Origin of the sequence: Microbacterium sp. CGR1, assembly GCF_001266755.1 — a bacterium.
Taxonomy (GTDB): Bacteria; Actinomycetota; Actinomycetes; order Actinomycetales; family Microbacteriaceae; genus Microbacterium.
This window is the reverse complement of the sequence record NZ_CP012299.1, coordinates 3,193,119-3,214,437: the sequence shown is the minus strand read 5'-3', so window position 1 is coordinate 3,214,437 and position 21,319 is coordinate 3,193,119. Positions and strand designations below refer to the sequence as shown.

Annotated in this window: 19 protein-coding genes; 6 read left to right on the top strand and 13 right to left on the bottom strand. The window is 68.9% G+C overall.

Features of this window, described 5'->3' with window-relative positions:
* Nucleotides 1-51: 51 nt before the first annotated feature.
* The 3 genes from AKG07_RS15400 to AKG07_RS15390 all read right to left on the bottom strand — a co-directional run bounded on the left by AKG07_RS15400 (nucleotide 52) and on the right by AKG07_RS15390 (nucleotide 3,929).
* Nucleotides 52-1,377, bottom strand: a complete 1,326-nt coding sequence (locus tag AKG07_RS15400; RefSeq protein WP_053098692.1) for a hypothetical protein — start codon at nucleotides 1,375-1,377, stop codon at nucleotides 52-54.
* Nucleotides 1,378-1,414: 37 nt separating this feature from the next.
* Nucleotides 1,415-2,644: a lipopolysaccharide biosynthesis protein gene (locus tag AKG07_RS15395; protein ID WP_053098691.1), complete on the bottom strand. Its 1,230-nt coding sequence runs from the start codon at nucleotides 2,642-2,644 to the stop codon at nucleotides 1,415-1,417.
* 106 nt (nucleotides 2,645-2,750) lie between these two features.
* Nucleotides 2,751-3,929: a glycosyltransferase gene (locus AKG07_RS15390; RefSeq protein ID WP_053098690.1), complete on the bottom strand. Its 1,179-nt coding sequence runs from the start codon at nucleotides 3,927-3,929 to the stop codon at nucleotides 2,751-2,753.
* Nucleotides 3,930-4,091: 162 nt separating this feature from the next.
* Between AKG07_RS15390 and AKG07_RS15385 the strand changes: the two genes are divergently transcribed.
* Nucleotides 4,092-4,553 (top strand): adenylyltransferase/cytidyltransferase family protein, encoded by a 462-nt coding sequence (locus tag AKG07_RS15385; RefSeq protein ID WP_053098689.1) that lies wholly within the window; start codon nucleotides 4,092-4,094, stop codon nucleotides 4,551-4,553.
* A gap of 49 nt (nucleotides 4,554-4,602) precedes the next feature.
* On the opposite strand, the gene AKG07_RS15380 is transcribed toward AKG07_RS15385, so the two are convergent.
* Nucleotides 4,603-4,995 carry an SIP domain-containing protein gene (locus AKG07_RS15380; protein WP_053098688.1) on the bottom strand — a complete coding sequence of 131 codons (393 nt, stop codon included), beginning with the start codon at nucleotides 4,993-4,995 and terminating at the stop codon, nucleotides 4,603-4,605.
* A 108-nt stretch (nucleotides 4,996-5,103) separates the two neighbouring features.
* Here AKG07_RS15380 and AKG07_RS15375 point away from each other — a divergent pair, with 108 nt between their 5' ends.
* From AKG07_RS15375 to AKG07_RS15365, 3 genes are read left to right on the top strand one after another with little or no spacing between them, the layout of a single operon-like run.
* A complete protein-coding gene (locus tag AKG07_RS15375; protein WP_053098687.1) occupies nucleotides 5,104-5,367 on the top strand; it encodes a glutaredoxin family protein in 264 nt (87 codons plus the stop codon).
* Nucleotides 5,368-5,405: 38 nt separating this feature from the next.
* Nucleotides 5,406-6,803 carry an MFS transporter gene (locus tag AKG07_RS15370; protein WP_053098686.1) on the top strand — a complete coding sequence of 466 codons (1,398 nt, stop codon included), beginning with the start codon at nucleotides 5,406-5,408 and terminating at the stop codon, nucleotides 6,801-6,803.
* Between the two features lie 28 nt (nucleotides 6,804-6,831).
* Nucleotides 6,832-8,586, top strand: a complete 1,755-nt coding sequence (locus tag AKG07_RS15365) for an aldehyde dehydrogenase family protein (protein ID WP_053098685.1) — start codon at nucleotides 6,832-6,834, stop codon at nucleotides 8,584-8,586.
* A 24-nt stretch (nucleotides 8,587-8,610) separates the two neighbouring features.
* Here AKG07_RS15365 and pip read toward each other — a convergent pair whose 3' ends face one another.
* Together pip and ypfJ are read right to left on the bottom strand one after the other, a co-directional pair.
* The gene (gene pip / locus AKG07_RS15360) at nucleotides 8,611-9,573 is read right to left on the bottom strand and encodes a prolyl aminopeptidase (protein WP_171821979.1); all 963 of its coding nucleotides are present in this window, start codon (nucleotides 9,571-9,573) and stop codon (nucleotides 8,611-8,613) included.
* A 9-nt stretch (nucleotides 9,574-9,582) separates the two neighbouring features.
* The gene (gene ypfJ / locus AKG07_RS15355) at nucleotides 9,583-10,464 is read right to left on the bottom strand and encodes a KPN_02809 family neutral zinc metallopeptidase (protein ID WP_053098684.1); all 882 of its coding nucleotides are present in this window, start codon (nucleotides 10,462-10,464) and stop codon (nucleotides 9,583-9,585) included.
* A gap of 50 nt (nucleotides 10,465-10,514) precedes the next feature.
* On the opposite strand from ypfJ, the gene AKG07_RS15350 reads away from it, so the two are divergent.
* Nucleotides 10,515-11,504 (top strand): malate dehydrogenase, encoded by a 990-nt coding sequence (locus tag AKG07_RS15350; RefSeq protein ID WP_053098683.1) that lies wholly within the window; start codon nucleotides 10,515-10,517, stop codon nucleotides 11,502-11,504.
* A gap of 52 nt (nucleotides 11,505-11,556) precedes the next feature.
* Nucleotides 11,557-12,027 carry a recombinase family protein gene (locus AKG07_RS15345; RefSeq protein WP_053098682.1) on the top strand — a complete coding sequence of 157 codons (471 nt, stop codon included), beginning with the start codon at nucleotides 11,557-11,559 and terminating at the stop codon, nucleotides 12,025-12,027.
* Between the two features lie 25 nt (nucleotides 12,028-12,052).
* On the opposite strand, the gene AKG07_RS15340 is transcribed toward AKG07_RS15345, so the two are convergent.
* Genes AKG07_RS15340 through AKG07_RS17750 form a run of 7 tightly spaced genes read right to left on the bottom strand, consistent with a single transcriptional unit; the run spans nucleotide 12,053 to nucleotide 21,207 of the window.
* Complete coding sequence (locus AKG07_RS15340) at nucleotides 12,053-12,805, bottom strand: hypothetical protein (protein ID WP_053098681.1); 753 nt, start codon at nucleotides 12,803-12,805, stop codon at nucleotides 12,053-12,055.
* Nucleotides 12,805-14,016, bottom strand: coding sequence for a hypothetical protein (locus AKG07_RS15335; protein ID WP_053098680.1), 1,212 nt, complete (start codon nucleotides 14,014-14,016; stop codon nucleotides 12,805-12,807). Before AKG07_RS15335 ends, AKG07_RS15340 begins: the two co-directional genes overlap by 1 nt.
* Nucleotides 14,016-14,312 (bottom strand): hypothetical protein, encoded by a 297-nt coding sequence (locus tag AKG07_RS15330; protein ID WP_053098679.1) that lies wholly within the window; start codon nucleotides 14,310-14,312, stop codon nucleotides 14,016-14,018. Before AKG07_RS15330 ends, AKG07_RS15335 begins: the two co-directional genes overlap by 1 nt.
* Nucleotides 14,309-14,611, bottom strand: coding sequence for an SAV_915 family protein (locus AKG07_RS15325; protein WP_053098678.1), 303 nt, complete (start codon nucleotides 14,609-14,611; stop codon nucleotides 14,309-14,311). The genes AKG07_RS15330 and AKG07_RS15325 overlap by 4 nt, the downstream gene beginning before the upstream one ends.
* 19 nt (nucleotides 14,612-14,630) lie before the next feature.
* Complete coding sequence (eccCa, locus tag AKG07_RS15320) at nucleotides 14,631-18,605, bottom strand: type VII secretion protein EccCa (RefSeq protein WP_053098677.1); 3,975 nt, start codon at nucleotides 18,603-18,605, stop codon at nucleotides 14,631-14,633.
* Nucleotides 18,602-19,846: an FHA domain-containing protein gene (locus tag AKG07_RS15315; protein WP_053098676.1), complete on the bottom strand. Its 1,245-nt coding sequence runs from the start codon at nucleotides 19,844-19,846 to the stop codon at nucleotides 18,602-18,604. The genes eccCa and AKG07_RS15315 overlap by 4 nt, the downstream gene beginning before the upstream one ends.
* The gene (locus AKG07_RS17750) at nucleotides 19,843-21,207 is read right to left on the bottom strand and encodes a hypothetical protein (RefSeq protein ID WP_053098675.1); all 1,365 of its coding nucleotides are present in this window, start codon (nucleotides 21,205-21,207) and stop codon (nucleotides 19,843-19,845) included. The genes AKG07_RS15315 and AKG07_RS17750 overlap by 4 nt, the downstream gene beginning before the upstream one ends.
* Nucleotides 21,208-21,319 lie beyond the last annotated feature (112 nt).

The following is a 21,319-nucleotide window of genomic DNA, read 5'->3' as shown; positions in this document are numbered from 1 at the left end:
CTCGCCGCGCTGGGATGGTGCGCGGACTGCTGCCGAGGCGGGCGCTGAAGATCAGTCGGAGCGAGCATGCGAGCCTCCGGCGCCCGCGGCGACGGTGTCGCGATCGGAGACTCGCCACGACTCGGCGATCGAGCCCAGCGACCGAGACCCCGTGTGCAGCATGACGACGCCCAGAGGGCGGACGCCCATGACCCGCAACCGTGTCGCCACGGCGACGAGGTCGGTCGCCGACGTCGAGTTGTGCCTCACCGTGAGGATGAGACCGGCGCCCGGGCCCATGAGCTGTTCGATGAGCGCGGATGCGCCGGGTTCGCACACGACGATCACCACGTCGAAGCTGTCGTGCATGGAGCTGACCAGCTCGGGGAGCTCGGAGACGAGCCTCTCGAGCGTGATGGGCTCCGCGGCGACGAAGACCGCTCTCTTGTCCTCATCGTCCGAGATCGTCGCCCCGTCGAGCACCTCGTTCAGGGTGTGCCCATGACCGGCAACGTGGGCCTCGCGGGTATCGATGACACAGGCGGTCGCGCCGATCAGACGCTGCGCTTCGAGCATCCCGGTGACCGCATCGTCGTCGATCGCTCCGTCCGAGGCGGGGACGAGCACATGCGTTCGCATGCGCCCTCCGGCGAGCGCCACGAGGTTCCCGGCCGCCTCCTCGTATGCGACGATCGCGCCGGAGCCGTCATCGGGACGGAGTCGACTGCGCCGCGGGATCTGCCCGATGACCGGGAGACCCGAGGAGCGCCGCACGTCGGAGATGGTCCGAAGCCGACGGTTCGTCGTCGTGCGATAGACCGCGATGATGGCGCCGATCGCGAGGCCCGCGATGCCGCCGAGTCCGGTGATCGCGGTCACCTGAGGCGAGATCGGCGCAAGGGGAGCGACGGCCGGAAGCACCTGATCGAGTGCCACGGTGTACCGTGCGTCGTCCTCGTCGTTCTCGGTCTCGCCGATCAGCTCCGAGAGATGCGTCGCGGCCGAGTTGGCGATGTCGGTGGCGAGCTCAGCGGTGGGAGCATCAGCGCGCACCACGAGCAGCACCGTGTCGGCCGTGTTCTCGGCGGACAGCATCTGTCGAATGTCACGGTCGGTGTACTCGTCCTCGTCGAGGTCGAGTTCTGCGCGCACCTTGTCGATCACCTCGGGGCTGTCGACCAGCGGCGGATAGGACTTGATGCGGGCGAGGCTGAACTGATTCCGCTCGAAGAGAGACGCCTCGGTCGAATCGACGCGGAGCAGCAGTGTCGACGTGGCCGCGTACGTCTCGGGCAACAGCTTCGTGACGAACCACCCCATGCCGGCACCGAGTACCGCGAGTACGACGATGACAACCCATCCCTCGCGCAGGATACGTCCATAAGGGACATCTTCCATCGCCAACCCCCTCAGCCGAAGACAGGGCCTAAACCTATCATTCACGGTCCTGTGCTCTGTCACCACGCGGGCTGCCGGGGCCACGACCCGCGACGACCAGCCAACGCAGGCCCAGACCCCCGAGCAGTGATGCGACGGCGAGCGCGAACGGCAGCGTCGACGGTTGCGCACCCAGCGCGATCATCACGATCACGGCCACGATCGCGAGGATCGTGTCGGAGAGACGGATCACGAATACCGCTACCTGGCGACCGGCGACCGCCCCCAACGCCCCGTACGGGGTCACGACAGCGACGGACATTCCGTAGGCCAGCCATGCGATCACAGCAAGCGGGTCGACCTCGACATCGAACAGGAGCGGACTCACCCACGGGATGAGCACCACGGCGATCGCGCTCATCACCACCGTGCCTGCGAGCAGGAAGACCACGACACGGTCGGCCTCGCGTATGGATCCGCTTCCGCCTGCCTTGTGCTGGTCGGCGAAGCGCACGAAGAGGAAGGACGAGAGCCCGCCTATCACGAGGATCAGCGGAGAGGTGTAGGTGCGAGCGGCCTCGAGCAGACCGACGGCGGTGAGCCCGGCGCCGGCGAGCACCAGCAGACGCAGCACGGTGAACAGGCTCGGGCGCAGCACCTGCTGAAGCCCACGCCACATTCCATACCGCCAGACCGCGGCCATGTCCGCACCACGGAGGCCCACGAGACGCCTGTCGCTCCGAGGTGACAGGAACCAGCCGACGAACGTCGCGACGATCTGTCCCGCGGCGATGCCGCCGAGGAAGGCGGCGAGTGTCAGGGTGCCCGTGACATGCACCGTGAGGATGATGGCGAGCGCGACGACGAATCCTGCGACGTCGGTGATCGCGGTGCGGATGAACAACAGATGCGCGATCAGCATCCGCCGGACGATCTCCTCGACCGCGAACGCGGCGAGAGCAAGTGCGAACAGCGCGGATTCCCCTGCGTCAGAGAATCCGGTGAGCCAGGCGATCAGGAAGGAGCCGACCGCCAGCACCGCGGATGATGCGAGCAGCATCGCCTCGAGGCCTGCCCTGATCGGGCGCTGCGAGCGGTCGAGCACCACGAGGGAATCGCCGACCAGGCCGGTGACGACAGCGGTGGCGACGATCACCACCCCGTACAGGATCGCGAATCGGCCGTACTCCTCGATGCCGAGCAGTCGGGCGACGAGGATCTGCAGGAGCAGACCGATACCCGCCTGCGCCGCCTGCGCGATCACGGCCCCCAGTGCCTTGCGCTTCATGTCGCCTCCCCGCCTGACATCCTCGCACGCCATCGACGTCGCTCGATCCCGGCGTCGGAGCGCGGCCATCCGCAGCACCGGCGGCCCCGGTCGTACGCTCTTCGACTCAGAGCTCGCCGGGCTTCATCGCCTCGGCATCGATCGCCCGTATGATGCGCAGCGTCGCCGTATCCGGCTTCGGCTCCCCGTCCTCCGTCGCCTCCTTCGCCCGCCGCTGCGGCGCGTAGACCACGAGGGAGTGGAAGAGGAATCGCGCGAAGAAGGCGACGATGAGCGACAGCCCCGTCGCGAGCACGCTGGAGATATGCCAGGTCTCGACCATGAGCGCCATCACGGGGATCCGCAGTGCGGCTTCGACGTTGTTGAAGGTGAACGACGCGGCGAATCGGCCGCCCAGTCCGCGTGCGTCCGTGCGCATGTCTGCGAAGACGAACCGCTCCTGCAGGAGGAAGTTGCCGATGATCGTGACCTCGGCGCCGATGATCGCGGCCCATATATAAGGAACACCTGCGGCGGTGAGCAGCCACATGATCCCCAGGTTCGCGGCCGCACCGATCACTCCGATGATCGCGAAGAGCGACATCTTGCCGAATCGGAGTCTGGCCAGGTGCGCCACGAAGGTCGCCCCCTGACGCAGGCTCGCCTTGGAGGTCCCGTGACGACGCTCGCCGAACTCCATCGGCACCTCGGCGATGCGGAGGTCCGTGCGAGCGAGGATCTCGAGGAGGATCTTGAATCCCTGCGGCTTGAGGGCGGCCAGGTCCAGACGCGACCGGTCGACGAGGAAGAACCCGGTCATCGGATCGGTGCTGCGGGCGAGACGGATCGGGAACATCGCCCGTGTCAGCCAGGTGGCCGCCCTGGAGACACCGAAGCGGACCGCCGTTCCCAAGCCGCTCGTGTCGCCGCCGCCGATGTATCTCGAGGCGGCGACGAGATCGGCACCGCCTTCGCCGTGCCTTCCCAGGAGAACGGGAAGCAGCTCGGGCGGATGCTGCAGGTCGCCGTCCATGACGATGCAGAGATCGTGCTGTGCGGCCTCCAGCCCGACGACGACCGCTCCCCCGAGCCCACCGGTGTTGTCGGCCCGGTGGATCACGCGCACGGGCAGCGGAGCATCGGCTGCCACCCGCTCGACCTCGGCGGCCGTGCTGTCTGTGCTGTCGTCGACGAACAGGATCTCGGCGTCGTACGCGGCGAGCGCGAGCGCGGTGCGGGCCACCAGTTCAGCGACGTTGTCGCGTTCGTTGAAGGTCGGCACGATGACGGTGACCGCTGTCCCCACTGTCCGCCCCCTTCGCCTGTACCGGCATCACTGCGGACTCCATAGTTCCATGTGTTCCTATGCGTCGGGAAACCGCGACCTGCTAGAGTGACGGGATGCGGCTGTGGGAGTCGCTGGGCGGATGGGGATCCGCCTCTGGGGAAATACTGATCTGGGGAGATCATGGGGACGCGCATCGGCTATGCCGTGGGTGCTTTCGACCTGTTTCATGTCGGGCATCTCAACCTTCTTCGTCACGCCAAGCAGCACTGCGACATTCTCGTCGCCGGTGTCGTCAGCGATGAGATGCTGCGGCAGGTGAAGGGCATCGAGCCCGTCATCCCGACCGTTGAGCGGGCGGAGATCGTCCGTCACATCTCGTTCGTCGATGATGTGTACGTCGAGACCACGCCGTCGAAGATGGATTCGTGGCGAGACGTGCAGTTCACGCACTTCTTCAAGGGCGACGACTGGCGGGGCACCGAGAAGGGCCTGCGGCTCGAGAGGGAGTTCGGGGAGGTCGGCGTCGAGGTCGTGTACTTCCCGTACACCGCGCACACGTCGAGCTCGTCGCTGCGTCGTGCGCTCGATGCGATCAGCGCAGGCGCGACCGTCGGCGGCGCTCCTGCGCTCGCGACGCGCTGACTGCCCCTGACTGACGGCGGGGCGGGCCCGGGCCGGACCCTGCCGTCAGTCAGTTCGCGACGCCGAGCAGGCTGCGCGCCATCCGTGCGACGTGCGGCGGCGTGTGCGCACCGAGCCAGACCGTCCATTGCAGCGCCGGCTCCGCGCACGTCCACTCGACGCACCAGGAGTGCACCGCGTTCGCGAGGCGCTCGCCTTTCGCATGCTGACGGGCACCGTCACCGCGCAGCAGCCACCGCACGGACACTCCCTCGGGCACGTCGATGTGGCGGAACTGGATGCGAGCGGCCGCCTCGATGAGGATGACCCCCTCGGCATCCCACGGCATGCGAGCGGCGATGGCAGCGATGGCCCCGGCATCGGTCGAATCACCCGCGATCAGCACGACTCCCTCGATGTTCTCCCATTCCGGATCCTCGAGGTGCTCGCATGCGCTGTTCATACGCCCGAGTATAGGTAAGGGTACCCTTATCTATCAATGGCGGATCAGTCGCATCGCCGCATCCGCCGTCTCGGCGCCTGCCCAGCCGAGCGGCTCTACGCTGGATACATGACTTCTCCTGCAGACTCCGCCATCACGATGTTCGGTGCCGATTGGTGCCGCGACTGCATCCGCACCAAGAAGCAGCTCGACTCCCTCGGCGTGGAGTACACCTATGTCGACCTCGTCGCCGACCCCTCCGCGGCCGACGTCGCGAAGGAGATCTCCGGTCGCACGAACATCCCCGTCGTGGTCTACCCCGATTCCTCGCACCACGTCGAGCCGTCGAACGCGGACGTCGAGTCGAAGCTCCGCGAACTCTCCCTGATCTGACCTGAAGCGGCCTCGTCGCGCACCGATACACTGGCGCGATGAGCACCGCGGCTCGGCCCGAACGAGCGTCCGTCCGCCTGCCCGTTCGCACGGTCGCCCTGTACGCGATCGGCTCGCTCGGCACAGGCGGCTACGCCACGCTGCCCGGGCTCGTGCTGACGTACTTCCTGACCGACAATCTCGGCGTCGCCGCACTCGCGGCCGGTCTCATCGTGACCGCGGCGAAGATCTGGGACGTCGTCATCGACCCCCTGATCGGCGCAGCCTCGGACCGCCAGTACGCGAAGACCGGTTCGCGTCGCGGACTCATGGTCGTCGGCGCTCTGACACTCCCCGTGTTCTTCGCGTTGACTTTCGCGGTGCCGCCGGCGTGGGGGCCCCTCGCCGGCGCGGCGTGCGTGCTGCTCGCGTTCCTCGCCACCGCGACGTCATTCAGCCTGTTCCAGGTGCCTTACGTCGCGCTGCCCGCCGAGCTGACGTCAGGGTACGACGAGCGCACCCGCCTGCTCGGGTGGCGCGTGGTCGTGCTCACCGCATCCATCCTGCTCTTCGGCGCCGGTGGACCCGAGTTGAGACGGGCGACCGCCGACCCCGTCACGGGATACCTGCTGATGGGCGTGGTCGCCGGTGTGGTCATCAGCATCGGCATGCTCATCGCATCGCGGACAGCCGATGCGGCCGCGCGGAGCATGGCCGCGGCTGACCGACCGAAGGCCCTCGCCCCCGTGGGCCTGCGTGAGCAGTACGCTGCGGGCCTGCGCACGTTGCGTCGCAGCCAGCCCTTCCGCGCACTGCTCGGCACGTTCCTCCTGCAGGCGCTCGCCACCGGCACGATGCTCGCCGGCGCGCAGTACGTGGCGACTTGGGTGCTGCGCTCGGAGGACGCCGTCACGCTGGTCTTCCTGGCACTCGTCGGTCCCGCCCTGGTGGCGACGCCGGGGTGGACGATCGTGGCGCGACGCCTGGACAAGGAGCGGGCGTTCGCGATCGCGAGCGGGGTCTTCCTGATCGCCGCCGCATCGCTCGTCGTCGCGGTCTGGACGCCGGGAGCGTGGATGTACGGCTCGATCGCGGTGGCGGGCATCGCCTACGCCGGGCTGCAGTCGCTGCCCATGGCGATGCTCCCTGACGTGATCTCGCACGATGAGCGGCACAGCGGGCGCGGGCAGGCGGGCACCTTCACGGGAGTGTGGACGGCGGGAGAGACCATCGGATTCGCGCTCGGAGCGAGCGCTGTGTCCCTCACCCTCGCCGCGACGGGCTACGTGTCGAGCGTCGCAGGTGCCACAGTCTCACAACCGGATGCCGCGATCACGGGCATCGTACTGGCGTTCAGCATCCTCCCCTCGTTCCTGATGGCAGCGAGCCTGCTGACGCTCCGCCGCTACCGTCTGCGTCGCGCCGACATCGACACCCGACCGGAGTACGCGACATAAGCTGGGATCCCGTCCGAAGGAGACGCCGATGACTTCTGCGACAACGCCCGCCGCTTCGACGGCGAGCCCCGAGCTGGGTGAGGCCGAGCGCACTCGCCTCGACACCGCGATCGAGGACCTGCACGCCGGCACCCGAACCTGGGCAGCGCTGACGCTGGCTCAGCGGGTCACGCTCCTGCGGGCCGTCCGCTCGAGCGTCGCCGCCGCGGCTGAGGACTGGGCGCACACCGCAGCCGCCTCGAAGGGCCTCGACGCCCGGCATCCGCTGCGTGGCGAGGAATGGCTCAGCGGTCCCTACAGCGTTCTTGGCGCCCTCGACGCCTACATCGAGACCCTCGCGCGCCTCGCGCACGGCACCAACCCGCTCGACGGGATCACGATCGACCGCGCCCCGGGTGGACGCACCCGCGTGCATGCCTTCCCTCTCACGGGCCTCGATCGGTTCCTGCTCTCGGGCTACACGGGCGAGGTCTGGCTCGAACCCGGGGTGACCCCGAACGGCGCACGCGCCGCGGCCGGACTGGCCCAGCGCACACCCTCGGAATCGGGAGGCGTGGGGCTCGTGCTCGGCGCCGGCAACATCACCTCGATCCCCGTGCTCGACGTGCTCTACGAACTGCTCGCGCACAATCGCACGGCGCTGCTCAAGGTCAATCCGACCCAGGATGCGCTGGTGCCCGTCTACAAGCGGGCGCTCGCACCGCTCATCGGCCCAGGACTGCTGCGCATCACCCGTGGCGGGCCCGAGGTCGGCACCTACCTCACCGGCCATTCCGGCCTCGCGCACGTGCACATCACCGGATCGGCCGCGACCTTCGACACGATCGTGTGGGGCACCGGAGCTGCCGCCACCCGGCGACGCCGTGAGGACCGCCCGCTGCTGAACAAGCCCATCACCGCCGAGCTCGGCGGAGTATCGCCCATCATCATCGTGCCGGGCGAGTGGACCGACGCCGATCTCACGTACCAGGCCGAGCACGTCGCCACCATGCGCCTGCAGAACAGCGGCCACAACTGCATCGCCGGGCAGGTGGTCATCATGTCCTCCGACTGGGCGCAGGCCGATGACTTCCGGGCGGCCCTCCGCCGCGCCTATGCGAACGCTCCGGAACGACCGATCTGGTACCCGGGCTCCCCCTCGCGGATGCACCTCGCGACCGACGCGTACCCCGATGCCCTCGTGCTCGGCGACAGAGTGCTGGTCGAGGTCTCCGAGGGCGACGACGCCACGGCGCTGCAGAGCACCGAGTACTTCGCCCCGGTGCTGGGCGTCGTCTCGCTCACCGGAACCGGTCAGGAGTTCCTCGACTCGGCGGTGGCCTATGCGAATGACCGGCTGCAGGGGACCCTCGGGGCGAACCTGCTCATCGAGCCGTCGACTGAGAAGGCCCTCGGCGCCGGATTCGACCGTGCCATCGCCGCCCTGCGCTACGGGTCTATCGCGATCAACGGCTGGACCGCCTTCGGCTTCATCACCCCGACGATGACCTGGGGAGCATTCCCCGGCAGCACGATCGCCGACGTCGGCAGCGGCATCGGAGTGGTCCACAACGCGCTCCTGCTCGACCGCGTCGAGCGCTCGGTGATCCGCGGACCGTTCCGTCCCTTCCCCCGGTCGCTCCCGGTGGCGAATGGCGGCGGACTCCTCAGCATCCTCCCGAAGCCGCCGTGGTTCGTCTCCGCGCGCACGGGGGCGACGGTCAGCGAAGGGCTCACGCGATTCCGCGCCGACGGCGGTCTGATCCGGCTGGTGAAGACGCTGACTGCGGCTCTGCGCGCCTGACGCACTCCCTGCGGCCGCGAGCCGTCAGGCCGAGAAGCGGTCGGTCGCTGCACGCAGCGCTCGCTGGATGCCGGGCTCCGTCGCCGAGTGACCCGCGTCGTCGACCACGACGAACTCCGCCTCCGGCCAGGCCACGTGCAGATCCCACGCCGTCATCATCGGCGTGCACACGTCGTGGCGTCCCTGCACGATGACCGTCGGGATATGGCGGATGCCGTCGACACCGTCGATCAGCTGACCCTCGCTCCACCATCCGCGATTCACGAAGAAGTGATTCTCGATCCGGGCGAAGGCGATAGCCGTGTCCGGGTCTGACATCGCCTCGATCTGCGCGGCGTCCGGGCGAAGGGTCACGGTCGACGCCTCCCACCGTGACCAGGCCACCGCCGCCGGACCATGCACCGCAGGGTCGGCGTCGAACAGACGCCGGTGGTAGGCCTCGATCATGTGCGAGCGCTCGAGCACCGGAATCGGAGCGATGAACTCCTCCCACAGGTCGGGGAACAGCGCGGCGGCCCCGCCCTCGTAGAACCATTCGAGCTCTGCGCGCCGAAGGGTGAAGATGCCTCGCAGGATCAGCTCGCTGACGGCATCCGGATGAGCCTGCGCATAGGCGAGTGCGAGCGCGCTACCCCACGATCCCCCGAACACCTGCCACTGCTCGACGCCGAGGTTCTTGCGCAGCAGCTCGATGTCGGCGATCAGGTGCGCGGTGGTGACGAAGCGGAGGTCGGCGTCCGGCGCACTCGCGTGCGGGGTGCTGCGCCCGCAGCCCCTCTGGTCGAGCAGCACGATGCGGTAGACCTCCGGGTCGAAGAATCGTCGCTGCCAGGGCGAGGTGCCACTGCCCGGTCCGCCGTGGAGGAAGACCACGGGCTTGCCCTCGGGGTTCCCGCTGACCTCCCAGTACATGCGGTGTCCGTCACCGACGAGCAGCTCGCCCGTCTCATGGGGCTCGATGGGCGGGTACAGCGCGTCCAGGTCCATCGCGCCTGCCTACAGCTCTCCGCCGGACACGGTCAGCGGCTGCTCACAGACGTCCAGACCGTTGGTGTATCCCTGGGCGAACCAGGCCTTGCGCTGCACACTCGTGCCGTGCGTGAAGCTCTCGGGATTGACGGTGCCGGACGACTGCTGCTGGATGTTGTCGTCGCCGACGGTGTTCGCGGCGTTAAGGGCGTCCTCGAGCTCCGCCTCGGTCGGCGGCAGGAGGTAAGGAACCCCGTCGGGGTCCTTCTCCTTCGTCATCTGCCCGATCCACGCACCCGCATAGCAGTCGGCCTGCAGCTCGACGCGCACGCCGTTGCTGTCCGGCCCCGTGCCGATGTTCGGGTACCTGTCCATGACGCCGGTGATGTACTGGATGTGGTGTCCCCACTCGTGCCCGACGACGTACAGCTGGGCGAGGTTGCCGGCGGATGCTCCGAACTGCTGCTCCATCAGATCGAAGAACGTGGGGTCGATGTAGACCGTCTCATCCGGCGGGCAGTAGAAGGGACCGACCGCGTTCGACGCGGTGCCGCAGGCGGTCGAGGTCGCTCCATCGACCACGATCAGCTGCGGCGGCCGATACGGATCGATGTAGTCCTCCCAGTAGCCGTCGAGCGCGAGCTGGGATGCGGCGACACGGCAGTCGACGTTCTCGTTGGCATCCTCGCCGGTCTGGCAGTTCTCGATCACACTGCCACCCTGCGGCTCCGTCCCGCCACCCGTCGTGCCGCCGCCCAGGAGGCCGGTCAGATCGATGCCGAGCAGGGGTCCGGCGATCAGGGCGATGATGCCGAGCAGGCCGACGCCGCCCGCTCCGGCGACGACGGCACCACGGCCACGTCGGCGGGCCGTGTTGCCGGAGACGTCTGCGTCAGGGTTGAAGGTCATGCCACGAGGGTACTCTGCGCCACGGGCTCGCACCGTCGTAGGCTCGAGGCATGACGACCACCATCACGCTCACGGGTGCGGGCGGACAGATCGGCTACGCACTGCTCTTCAGGATCGCCGCGGGAGACCTGCTGGGCCCCGACGAGAAGGTAAGGGTGCGGCTGCTGGAGATCCCTCAGGGGCTCGGCGCCGCCGAGGGTGCGGCCCTCGAACTGCAGGACGGCGCCTTCGGACTGCTCGAGCACGTCGAGGTCACGGACGACCCGGCCGTCGGCTTCGACGGGTGCGATCTCGCTCTGCTCGTCGGCGCGAGACCGCGCGGGCCGGGCATGGAGCGCGGAGACCTGCTCGCGGCCAACGCCGGCATCTTCGGTCCCCAGGGTGCCGCTATCGCCGCCCATGCCGCGGATGGCGTGCGGGTCACGGTGGTCGGCAACCCGGCGAACACGAACGCGCTGATCGCGTCGGCCTCGGCGGACGGCGTTCCGGCCGAGCGATTCGCGGCGCTCACCCGGCTCGACGAGAATCGCGCCAGAGCCCAGCTGGCACAGACGCTCGCCGTGCCGGTCGACACCGTGCGACGTGTGCCGATCTGGGGCAATCACTCCGCGACGCAGTTCCCCGACGTCTCGCACGCGACCGTCGGCGGCAGGCCCGTCGCGGATGCGCTCGAGGCCATCGTCGGCGATGTGCCCACGTGGCTCGAGCAGACCTTCATCCCCCGGGTCGCGAAGCGAGGTGCCGAGATCATCGAGGTGCGCGGCTCATCGTCCGTCGCCTCCGCCGCGAACGCCACGATCGAGCATGTGCGCGACTGGGTGCGCGGCACCGACGACTGGACCTCGGCCGGCGTGGTCTCGCATGGCGAGTACGGCGTGCCCGCCGGCCTGATCTCGTCGTTCCCCGTGCGGTCGGTCGACGGAGAATGGCAGATCGTCGAGGGGCTCGAGGTGAGCGAGTGGGCCCGCACGCGCATCGACGCCTCGGTGGCCGAGCTCGTCGAGGAACGGGACGTGGTCACAGCCCTCGGGATGCTCTGAAAGGTCACCGCTCCGGCTCCGCGCAGGGCAGAATGGATGCCGGAGGTGCGCGATGAGCGAGACGATCGATCCCATGAAGGCGACGGCATCCGTCGACGAGGCCCTGACGAGCCCGCTGCATCTGCCGCACGCGGCTGCGGAGTGCCCCAAGTGCTTCACCGAACTGCAGCAGAATCGCGACTTCTGGCTCGCACGCCCGGACGGTTCACGTCTGGTCGGGCTCGTGGTCTCCCGCGAGGGCATGCCCTCGGTGGTCGAGCAGCGCGACGATCTCACGCGTTTCGGGGTGCCGATCGAAGGATTCCGGCACCCCGCTCCCGACATCCTCGAGAGCTGGAGCGATCGGCTGTCGCGATTGATCAGCACGCTGAAGCCCGGTGACATCCTGGTCGTGGCGAACATCAACGCTCTCGGCCGCGACTCCGAAGAGGGCGCACGTACCGCCAAGGAGCTGCGTCGCCACGGCATCATCGTCAAGGTGCTGAGTCACGACGCGCGTCATCTGGCCGACGCCACGCGCTGAGGTCGCGGATTCACACGTCTCGCGCTCAGAAGTCTCCCGAGCGAAGTCGAGCGAGAGTTCCCGCTCCGATCTCGGCGCGGGCCTCGGGGCGTTTCCCGTAGAAGGAGACGAGTTCCGCGAGGATCACCGGATCACTCGCGAGATCGCGCGTCGCCCACGAGGATGGACGCGTCGTCGTCGTCCGGACGACCACGCGATCGCCCTCCAACGATGCAGCCGAGATCTCATCCCAGGCCGCATTCACGCGGTTGCGTGGAATCCGCAGCTCGACCCCGTCACGACGCAGGGTGAGGCGATGGCCGTCGAGAGGACGGAACCACGAGCGCACGCCGACGGTGAGCAGGATCAGCCCGATCACCGGCACGCCCAGCAGAGTCAGTATCGTCATCCGTTCGGAAGGAACGGTGAAGATGCTCCACGCCCATCCGGTGAGGAGCAGCGCTCCGGCTGCGACGAACGCGCGCAGCGGCCAGACGACCTCCGCAGCACCGCCGAACACGACCGTCGATCCGTCGACCGCAACCCGTACGACCCTCACTCGTTCGATCCGGAGATGAGCGGTCAACAGCCACGCCGCGACGCCGACCGCCAGCACGACCCCCGATCCGAGGAGCTTCATGGCCGGGGCGGGGTCGGCCAGCAGTGTCACCGCATAGAAGACGACTGCTGCCGTGAGCACGACGCCGAGCACCACCAGCCCCGTCGTCGACCCCTTCTGGCCCTGCCATCCGGCATGGCCGGGAACCCAGACGGTCTCCGCGGTCTTCTCCTGCCCCATCACCCGAACAGACCCTTCCACGCCTTCCCGACGCCGTCACCGACGTCGCCGACGAAATCGGTGGTGTTCTCCCACGCGTCCTCGGCGAAGTCCGTGGTCGCGTCCCATGCGTTCTCCATCCCTGCATCGATGGACTCCCGCACGTCCTGCGGCACCCAGCTCTCGTACGCCCAGACAGCGCCGGCGCCCACTGCCACCGCAGCCCCGCCGACGACGACCGCAGTGCCCCAGACCGGCAGAGTGATCACACCCGCCGCGGCGAGAGCCGCGACGCCGGCGGTGGCAGCGATGCCGCCGACGACACCGCCGCCGATCTCCACAGCAGTGGAGGAGGGGTCGTCACCTGTGGACATGTCGGAACCCAGGTTCCAGATGTCGATGCCCCAGCCCACGACCGGCAGCGCCTTGCCCGCTCGGGAGAGTCGCCGAGCGAGGTCTTCCGCCTCGTCCGCCGCCCAGCGCATTCCGCCGGGGTTGGCCGCCTCCGCAGCCGCCTTCACAGCCGGGTTCCCGGACCGCAGCTCACGCACGAAGTCGGAGGCCCCGAGGCGGAGATCCTCCGCATGGGAGACAAGGTCGCTCGCCGTCGTCTTCCACGCGAGCGCCTGCCCTTCGAGGTAGATCTTCGGAGCCTCACCGCCCGCCTCGTGAAGCCCGGCGAGGATCTTCTGTGCGGTGGACTGCGTCGGGAGCCCATCGAGGAAGCCGTCGAGATTCTCGCTGATCCAGACTTCGAGCTCGCCCCACCACGAACCGACGTCCTCGGCGATCTTGTTGTACAGGTCGATGCGGTCGAGGTGCTGCTGCCACTCATCCCAGTACGGATCGTCGCGCGTCGCAGGACACACGGGAATCAGGGAGACCGGCCGACCGATCACCATTCCGTTCACGGGGAGCCCCTCGCCACGGGCCTTCTCCCGATGCGCGGCGAAGTCCTCCTTCATCCGCTCCAGCTGGCCGGCGTACGAGCGCAGCTTCTCCGCCGCGTCGCGCGCCAACCCTGCGATCTCGTCCGCCGCGTCCGTGGTTCGCGACAGGATGGTGACGTAGTCGTCAGCCGATTCGCCATACCAGTGCGATCGCACGCCCGTGGGGATGAAGCTCGTCGTGCGGGACGACCCGTCGGCCGCGTCTTTCAGACCGGGATCGAGCCACTCCGCAGCCGCCCGCACCTGCGCGGCGTCACCATGGGTGGTCGTGTCGATCGTCATCAGAGGTCCTCGACGATCGTCGCGACCGGGGTGAGCTGATCGATCACGTCCTGCTCGTTCGTCGCCGAATCCTGTGCGATGGCACGGACGATCTCTCCGAGCGTGCCGTTGATCCGGTACAGCGCGTCGACGCCGTCACCGACCCGCATCATGATCGCCGCCACCGCATCGGAAGCGAGGCCACCGTCGACGGCGGTCGGAATGGCGGCGAGCTTGCCTTCGATCGCCTCCACGGCCTCCTCATGCATGCTCGCGTGAACGGCCATGACCTCCGGGTCCATCGCGATGCGAGTCATGCGATCGCCCCGTCCCGTCGATACGACGCGGGCACATCGAGATCGAAGATCACGACGTCGTACGGCTGCGCGCGCTTGATCTCCGCGAGGTCCTCGGTGCGCACCAGGATCCACGGCTGCCGTTCGCCCGCAAGCGTCAGCAGCCGGTCGAGCGCCGTGTATGCGAGGAGAGCGAGCCGCCCGTCCTTCAACTCCCTGATCTCGACGAGCTGCGCCTCCGGAGTCGACGTCACGCTCAACGGCAGATACAGCACGGGCGGCACCATCGGCTGAGACGGCGTTAGGGGTTCGAAGGTCATGACGGCCTCTCTCTCGGTCCTACTGGTAGCTCGGCGGCACCCACAGCAGCTGGGCGGCGACCAGCCCGCGGTCTCGGCTGACGATCTGGGCACGCCCCGGAATGGCCGGGATCGCCTTGACCTTGCCGATCAGCTGACCCTCCTCGGGGTTTCCCGAGAGCAGGATGCCGGTGGCACCCAGGTCGGTCATCCGCTGAATGATCGGATCGTAGGCCGCGCGGCTGGCTCCGCCGGTGCGACGCGTGAGGATCACGTGGAGCCCGAGGTCGGCGGCCTGCGCGAGCAGAGGTGCGAGCACAGCGACCGGATTGCCCTGCGACGTCGCCACGAGGTCGTAGTCGTCGATCAGCACGAAACCTTCGGCGCCCTTCCACCACGACCGGGAGCGCAGCTGGTCGGGCGTGACATCGGCGCCGGGGATGCGGCTCTGGAAGAACTGCGCGAGCTCGCTCATCCCGCCCTCGGTCATCTCGTGCGACGTGAGGTAGGCGCCGAGATACTCCTGCGGTATCTCGCCCAGCAGCGCTCGGCGATAGTCGACGACGAAGACCTTCGCCTCCGTCGGGCCGTAGAGACGCGTGATCTCATGCACGACACCACGGAGCATCGACGACTTGCCCGAGTCGGCGTCGCCGTAGAGGTAGAGCAGAGGCTCTTCGAGCGGATCGATCGAGAACGGGGCCAGGTTGGCCTCGTCGATTCCCAGCAGGATCTCGCGGGGTTCCGAGCCGTCGGTCGAAGCGGCGGCGGCGACCGCTCGCAGATCGGCGTGGCTGATGCGCGACGGCAGCAGACGAAGCTTCGGACCCGCGGGGCCGTGCCACGCTGATGCCACCCGGGTGACCAGGTCGTCGATGCCGTCGGCCAGCGAGGAGGCGTCATCGACACCGTCGATGCGCGGCAGTGCGGTCAGCATCTGCAGGCCGTTCTCGTTGAGTCCGCGGCCCGGGATCGACGTGACGTTCTCGGCGGCCTTGCGGTTGACCTCGGAGTCGGTCGGATCGCCGAGGCGCAGCTCGATGCGGGTGCCGATGAGGTCCTTGATGTTGGCTCGGACCTCCATCCAGCGCGACGCCGTGATGACGATGTGTACACCGTAGGTGAGGCCGCGCGCGGCGATCGCCTGGATCTGCGGTTCGAGCATCTCGAACTCGGCACGCAGGGTTCCCCAGCCGTCGACCAGCAGGAAGATGTCGCCGTAGCCGTCGTCGGCGAGTCCCTGGGCGCGGCGCTGGCGATAGGTGTCGATCGAGTCGATGCCGTTCTGACGGAAGTACACCTCGCGGGCGTTGAGCAGGCCCGTGACCTCGGCCACCGTGCGACGCACGATGTCGGGTTCCGAACGCGTGGCCACCCCGCTGATGTGCGTGAACCGCTGCAGGCCGGTGAAGCTGCCGCCGCCGAAGTCGATGACGAAGAACTGCACCTCCTGCGGAGTGTGCGTGAGCGCCAGCGCGACCAACGTGGTGCGGGCGAGGGTGCTCTTGCCGCTGAGCGGAGCGCCCACGATCGCCATGTGACCGGCCGCCCCTCCGAGCGAGATCGCGAGGTTCTCGCGTCGCTGTTCGAGCGGCACGTCGACGATTCCCAGCGGCACGGTGAGTGCGCCGGCGCCCCGCCAGCGCGGGGAGATGAGACCGAGGGCGGGGTCTTCGACGAGGTCGCCGAAAAGCTGGTCGAGCGTCGCGGGCGTCTCGAGCGGCGGGAGCCACACCTGATGGGCGGCCGGTCCTCGGCCACTCATCGTCTCGACGGCGATCTCGAACGTGTTGCGCTTCTCTTCGGGCTCGGCGTCGACGACGACCTCCGGCTCGTCGACGGGCGTCTCGGCCCGCCACACGGGTGCTGCGGTGAAGAGCTCGACCGCTGTCGACCCGGTGCTCTGCGCAGAACCCGATGTCGCGCGGCGCCGACGGCGGGGCGGGGGCCCGGACACATAGGCGGCGCGGAACTGCGTCATCGTCTCGGTGTCGGACTTCAGGATTCCGGCACCGGGCTGAGTGGGCAGGTGGTACGCGTCAGGAACTCCGAGCACGGTGCGCGACTCGGCGGCTGAGAACGTGCGGAGACCGATCCGGTACGACAGGTGCGTGTCGAGACCGCGCAGCTTGCCTTCCTCCAGGCGCTGCGAGGAGAGCAGCAGGTGCACTTGGAGCGAACGTCCGAGGCGACCGATGTTGACGAACGTGTCGACGAACTCCGGCTTCGCCGACAGCAGCTCCGAGAACTCGTCGGCGACGATGAGCAGAGCGGGAAGCGGAGCGAGGTCCGTGCGTCCGCCACGGCGGGCCTTCTCGTAGTCTGCGACGTTGGCGAAGGGCCCCGTCGCCCGCAGCAGCTCCTGACGGCGGACCATCTCGCCTTGCAGCGCATCCTGCATACGGTCGACGAGCGAGATCTCCTCGCCGAGGTTCGTGATGATCGCCGAGACGTGGGGCATGTCCGCCATACCGGCGAAGGTGGCACCACCCTTGAAGTCGACCAGCACGAAGTTGAGCTGCTCGGGAGAATGCGTCATCGCCAGCGCGAGCACGAGCGTGCGGAGGACCTCGGACTTGCCCGAACCCGTCGCACCGATGATGAGGCCGTGCGGGCCCATGCCCTGCTGGGCCGATTCCTTGATGTCGAGGATCAGAGGGCTGCCGTCTTCGGTCTGCCCGATGGGCACCCGGAGACGGTCGCGCTCGAGACGCGGGGCCCACGCGGCATCGAGATCGAGATCGCGGACGTCGGGAAGGCCGAGCAGCTCGACGAGCTCCGCCTGATCGGTCGCGCTCTTCTTCTTCGCGATGGTCGTGCCACCCGCGTAGAGGGCGATGAGTCGACGCGCTGTCGCCTCGGCCTCGACGATGCTGATCGAGTCTGCTTCGAACGGACGCGCGGGAACCTGCAGGCTGACCAGCTCGGCTCGGCGACCCTTGTCCCCCGGCTCGAACGCGATGCGCAGGGCGTTCGGATCGTCGAGATCGCCCCACCGTGAGGGGAGGTCGATCACGGTCACACCCTGCACGCCGTCGCCGCTGACGAGCGCGTCGTTGAAGGAGGTGCTGACCCCATCGGTCAGGATGACGATGTGCGGCACCTTGGCACCGGATCCGTCACGCGCGAAACGCGACCGCTCCCTGACCTCGGCCGGAAGCATCTCCTCGAGCTCCGACAGCTGAGATCCGATCATGCGCGCAGCGCCGAGCCCGTCCCTGACCGTGCGCGAGTGCGTGTGCGGCATCCACTTCGCCCACTCCCACTGCGGGAGCACCGCCGCGTCCGCCGCGATGACGACCTGCACCGTGTCGGGATCGTGCATCGTCGCGAGGTGCAGCAGGATGGCGCGCGCGAGGCCGCGGGACTCGGTCTCGTCTCCCGTGATCTCGACACGGGCGTAGTCGCGCAGCGTGATGCCGAGCGAGAGGTTCTTCTGGATCTCGTGCGTCAGCATGAAGCGGTGCGCGGCAGAGGCGGCGACCGGGTCGAGCTGGGCGAGCGGCGGCAGCTCCGGTGCCTCGAGCGAGATGCACAGCGGCTGGTCGCTCGTGCCGACACGCACCGTGAGGAAGTCGGGGTCGTTCATCCCGCGTTCCCACACCCTGGTGCGCTCTTCCGCGATGTACGGCAGCGCCGACGGTGCGGGGAGGTGCCAGTTCGCGGCACGGCGCTGCTGGCGAGCCGCGACCCGCACGGTCTGACGCAGCTCGGTCAGGTAGGCGAGATACTCACGGCGCGAGCCGAGCGTCGCGGCCTGCCGCTGGGATCGCTGACGCCATCCGTTCACCGCCACGAAGCCGAGCGACGACAGCAGGAACATCCCGCCGGTGAGCAGTCCGGTCACCGACTGGTTCGACATCGTGACCATGACGATCGCGCCCACGCTGCCCAGCATCGGCAGGAGGGATCCGAGGATTCCCATACCGCCGTCATTGGGCTGCAGCTCGGGCGGCGCCTGGACGGGGAGCTTTCCAGAGGGGACTCGGGGCGGCGCGAGACGGGGTCCTGTCATGCTCTCTCTCCGGCGCTGCTGTCGGTGGCCAGCAGGAGGCTGATGGTAAAGCTCCGATTGCCGATGCGCACCCGGTCGGCATCGTCGAGCAGAACGCGCTCACCGGCGACGAGCTCGGTCGTCTGCCCGTCGTCGGATCGGATGTCGGACCCGTTGGTGGAGCCGAAATCGGTCACCCAGGTTCTGCCGCGCGAGTGCTCGAGCCGGAGGTGCGTCTTCGACACCGAGGAGTCGGGGTCGGTCACGGTCACCAGCCGATCGTCGTGCACACTCGCCACCGGCGCGCGACCGATGTTCGCCGCCAGAGGGAGCCCCAGCTGCACGCGCTGGCCGGTGTCGAAGATCAGGAGCAACGCCCCGGACTCGGATGCCGGAGTCGGAGCATCGGAATGCTGCGCAGCCGCCGGGGCGACCGTGAAGAGCGGCTTGTCGTCACCCTGCGCCGCGGGGGCGGGCTTCTCGGTGCGGTGCGAGGCCGCGCGGGCGTCGGTGGGCTCGGAGTCCTCGTCGACGACGGACGGATGGGCACCGAGAGGCACGACCTGCGGAGGAGCGAGCGGAGTGGCGACCTCGGCGACCGTCGCCTCCTGCGGCGCATCGGCGGGCGCCCGAGGCGGGACGGCGACGACGACCGTGCCGGCCACGCGATCGGCCCACGATTGACGACGTCCGCCACGGTCCCATGCGCTCGAGGCGACGACGACCCAGCTGCCGACCGCGACGAGGAAGCCGGCGCCGGTGATGATCCCCCGCACGAACTGGCGCCCCACGCCGGGCGAGTACGGCCGGTCGCCGCGAGACGCGCGCAGACGCAGCACGGCGTTGCCCAGGGTGAGTCCTGTGCGCGCTTCGAGCACGCACAGGAAGATCGCGAGCTCGGCGACCGTGAGGCCGGCCAGCAGCATGCTGCGAGTGGTGATGAGGACGATGGACGCGGCGAGGATGACGGCGGCGCTGTCGAGCGTGAAGGCGGCGATCCGCGCCCCGGTCCCCGCGGGCGAGCCGACGAAAGCCGGACCGAGCCCGTCTTCGGGTCGTCTCGTCCTGGCGCGTGTCGAGACGATCGGAGTGGGGCTGGGAGGCGCGGATGCGGACCGGAGGGGCGCGCCGTCGACACCGGGGGCCGCGGCGATCAGTGCCGGTGGCAGCGCCGGGACCTCCCCGAGCTGGCCGGGTCCGGGCTGGACGGGTGGGATCGCTCCACCGCCCGGCCAGGACTGTGGTTCACCGTTCCCGCTCATCCGGCCATCATTCCACGAACGAGGGACAGCACATTCGCGTAGAGCAGCGCCGCGGGAAGGGCGAGGGCGACGGCGAGCCATTCGAAGGCGTCACCGAAGCGCGACCAGATGAGCGAGCTCGCACCGCGGGAGACGGGGATGATCACGGCGACCGCCGCGAGGCCCACCGCGAACAGCACGGCGGCGCCGAGCACCTGGAAGCCGGAGCCCAGCGCTGCGGCCGCCTGCAGCCCGGCGACCACGGACACCACCGCTGCCGCCGCACGCGGGAGCCAGCGGAGGATGCGCGATGTCGTGTGCCGAGGGGTCAGGAGGAGTGCGAGCGCGACGCAGACGAGGAGTGCGATACCACCCGAGATCACGAAGGGGTCGTCCGGCCACGGGCGCAGGAAGGCGAGAGGAGCCATGAGCGCGGCGACGACGCTGAGCACCGCTGTTCCGGCGATGAGCCGGGCCGAGGAGTCATCGACGACGGCGATGATGCGCTCGGGCCGGAGCAGCCCGACCGACTCCGGGATCGCTCCTCGAACCGTCCACCGGCTGGTCATGAAGTGCTTGTAGTCGATGAAGTACCCCTCCGGGAGGTTCACCAGGCTGCTGGGCAGTGCGCGCAGCCCGAGCGGCACGAGTCCGAGAGAGATGGCTGCGGCCTCGGCGGGGCCCCATCGCAGCAGCAGCGAGAGCCCCCAGACCGCCGCGAGCCCCACGAGGAGCACCGTCGCCGTTCCGGCGGCCGCGCGCATCGGACGGGCTCGGGCAGAGACGGCGATGACCGAAGTGGTGATGCCCGCGGCGAGGAACCCGGATGCGGCAGAGAGGTGCGCACTCGCGTCGAGCTGAGCCGGGATCAGGAGCGCTCCGGCCGAGAACGACAGGAGGACAGGCGCGAGGACGCCGAGGATGCCGCGCACCCCCGCTGCGGAGTCCCGGCGCGACCATGCGACGGCACCGCTCACGGCGCCGACCACGAGGAGGAGACCGATCAGGAGCCTGAGCAGCGGATCTCCGGCCCCCTGGGCGAAGACCGCGACGAGCAGCAGTCCGCTGACGCCGAGCATCCACCATCGGGCGCCGTGGTCCGCGCGCGAAGGCCGCTCCGGCGCGCCCGTGGCTCGCGCCTGCGGCGCGAGTGCCGTGCGGTCGATCAGCGCGTAGAGGCCTCCGTCGATGAGGTCCTCGCATTCGGTGTCGCCGGGGATCTCGAATCCGCCGGGACCGATCGTCGCGAAGCGATCGGCCGTCGACAGTCCGCTGAGGACGAGCGCGTCATCGAGGGTCTCGTCGAAGGGAAGCGAGAGGTCGAAACGACGGTCCTCGCTCTGAAGAACGATCCGACGCCGTTCTACCGTTTCGACTGACATACCTGAACCCTATCGACCGTGTGCGGCTGCTCACTCCGCGGCGTGACCGACCACCGACCATGCACGCGTGCGGGTCGTGGACGGCATCCGCCGTCCACGACCGCCGCGGTGA

Bases quoted from the DNA above. Each gene is read 5' to 3' on its own strand.
- AKG07_RS15400 (WP_053098692.1), bottom strand. From the start codon at position 1,377: ATGGAAGATGTCCCTTATGGACGTATCCTGCGCGAGGGATGGGTTGTC.
- AKG07_RS15395 (WP_053098691.1), bottom strand. From the start codon at position 2,644: ATGAAGCGCAAGGCACTGGGGGCCGTGATCGCGCAGGCGGCGCAGGCG.
- AKG07_RS15385 (WP_053098689.1), top strand. From the start codon at position 4,092: ATGGGGACGCGCATCGGCTATGCCGTGGGTGCTTTCGACCTGTTTCAT.
- AKG07_RS15380 (WP_053098688.1), bottom strand. From the start codon at position 4,995: ATGAACAGCGCATGCGAGCACCTCGAGGATCCGGAATGGGAGAACATC.
- AKG07_RS15375 (WP_053098687.1), top strand. From the start codon at position 5,104: ATGACTTCTCCTGCAGACTCCGCCATCACGATGTTCGGTGCCGATTGG.
- AKG07_RS15370 (WP_053098686.1), top strand. From the start codon at position 5,406: ATGAGCACCGCGGCTCGGCCCGAACGAGCGTCCGTCCGCCTGCCCGTT.
- AKG07_RS15365 (WP_053098685.1), top strand. From the start codon at position 6,832: ATGACTTCTGCGACAACGCCCGCCGCTTCGACGGCGAGCCCCGAGCTG.
- pip (WP_171821979.1), bottom strand. From the start codon at position 9,573: ATGGACCTGGACGCGCTGTACCCGCCCATCGAGCCCCATGAGACGGGC.
- ypfJ (WP_053098684.1), bottom strand. From the start codon at position 10,464: ATGACCTTCAACCCTGACGCAGACGTCTCCGGCAACACGGCCCGCCGA.
- AKG07_RS15350 (WP_053098683.1), top strand. From the start codon at position 10,515: ATGACGACCACCATCACGCTCACGGGTGCGGGCGGACAGATCGGCTAC.
- AKG07_RS15345 (WP_053098682.1), top strand. From the start codon at position 11,557: ATGAGCGAGACGATCGATCCCATGAAGGCGACGGCATCCGTCGACGAG.
- AKG07_RS15340 (WP_053098681.1), bottom strand. From the start codon at position 12,805: ATGGGGCAGGAGAAGACCGCGGAGACCGTCTGGGTTCCCGGCCATGCC.
- AKG07_RS15335 (WP_053098680.1), bottom strand. From the start codon at position 14,016: ATGACGATCGACACGACCACCCATGGTGACGCCGCGCAGGTGCGGGCG.
- AKG07_RS15330 (WP_053098679.1), bottom strand. From the start codon at position 14,312: ATGACTCGCATCGCGATGGACCCGGAGGTCATGGCCGTTCACGCGAGC.
- AKG07_RS15325 (WP_053098678.1), bottom strand. From the start codon at position 14,611: ATGACCTTCGAACCCCTAACGCCGTCTCAGCCGATGGTGCCGCCCGTG.
- eccCa (WP_053098677.1), bottom strand. From the start codon at position 18,605: ATGACAGGACCCCGTCTCGCGCCGCCCCGAGTCCCCTCTGGAAAGCTC.
- AKG07_RS15315 (WP_053098676.1), bottom strand. From the start codon at position 19,846: ATGAGCGGGAACGGTGAACCACAGTCCTGGCCGGGCGGTGGAGCGATC.
- AKG07_RS17750 (WP_053098675.1), bottom strand. From the start codon at position 21,207: ATGTCAGTCGAAACGGTAGAACGGCGTCGGATCGTTCTTCAGAGCGAG.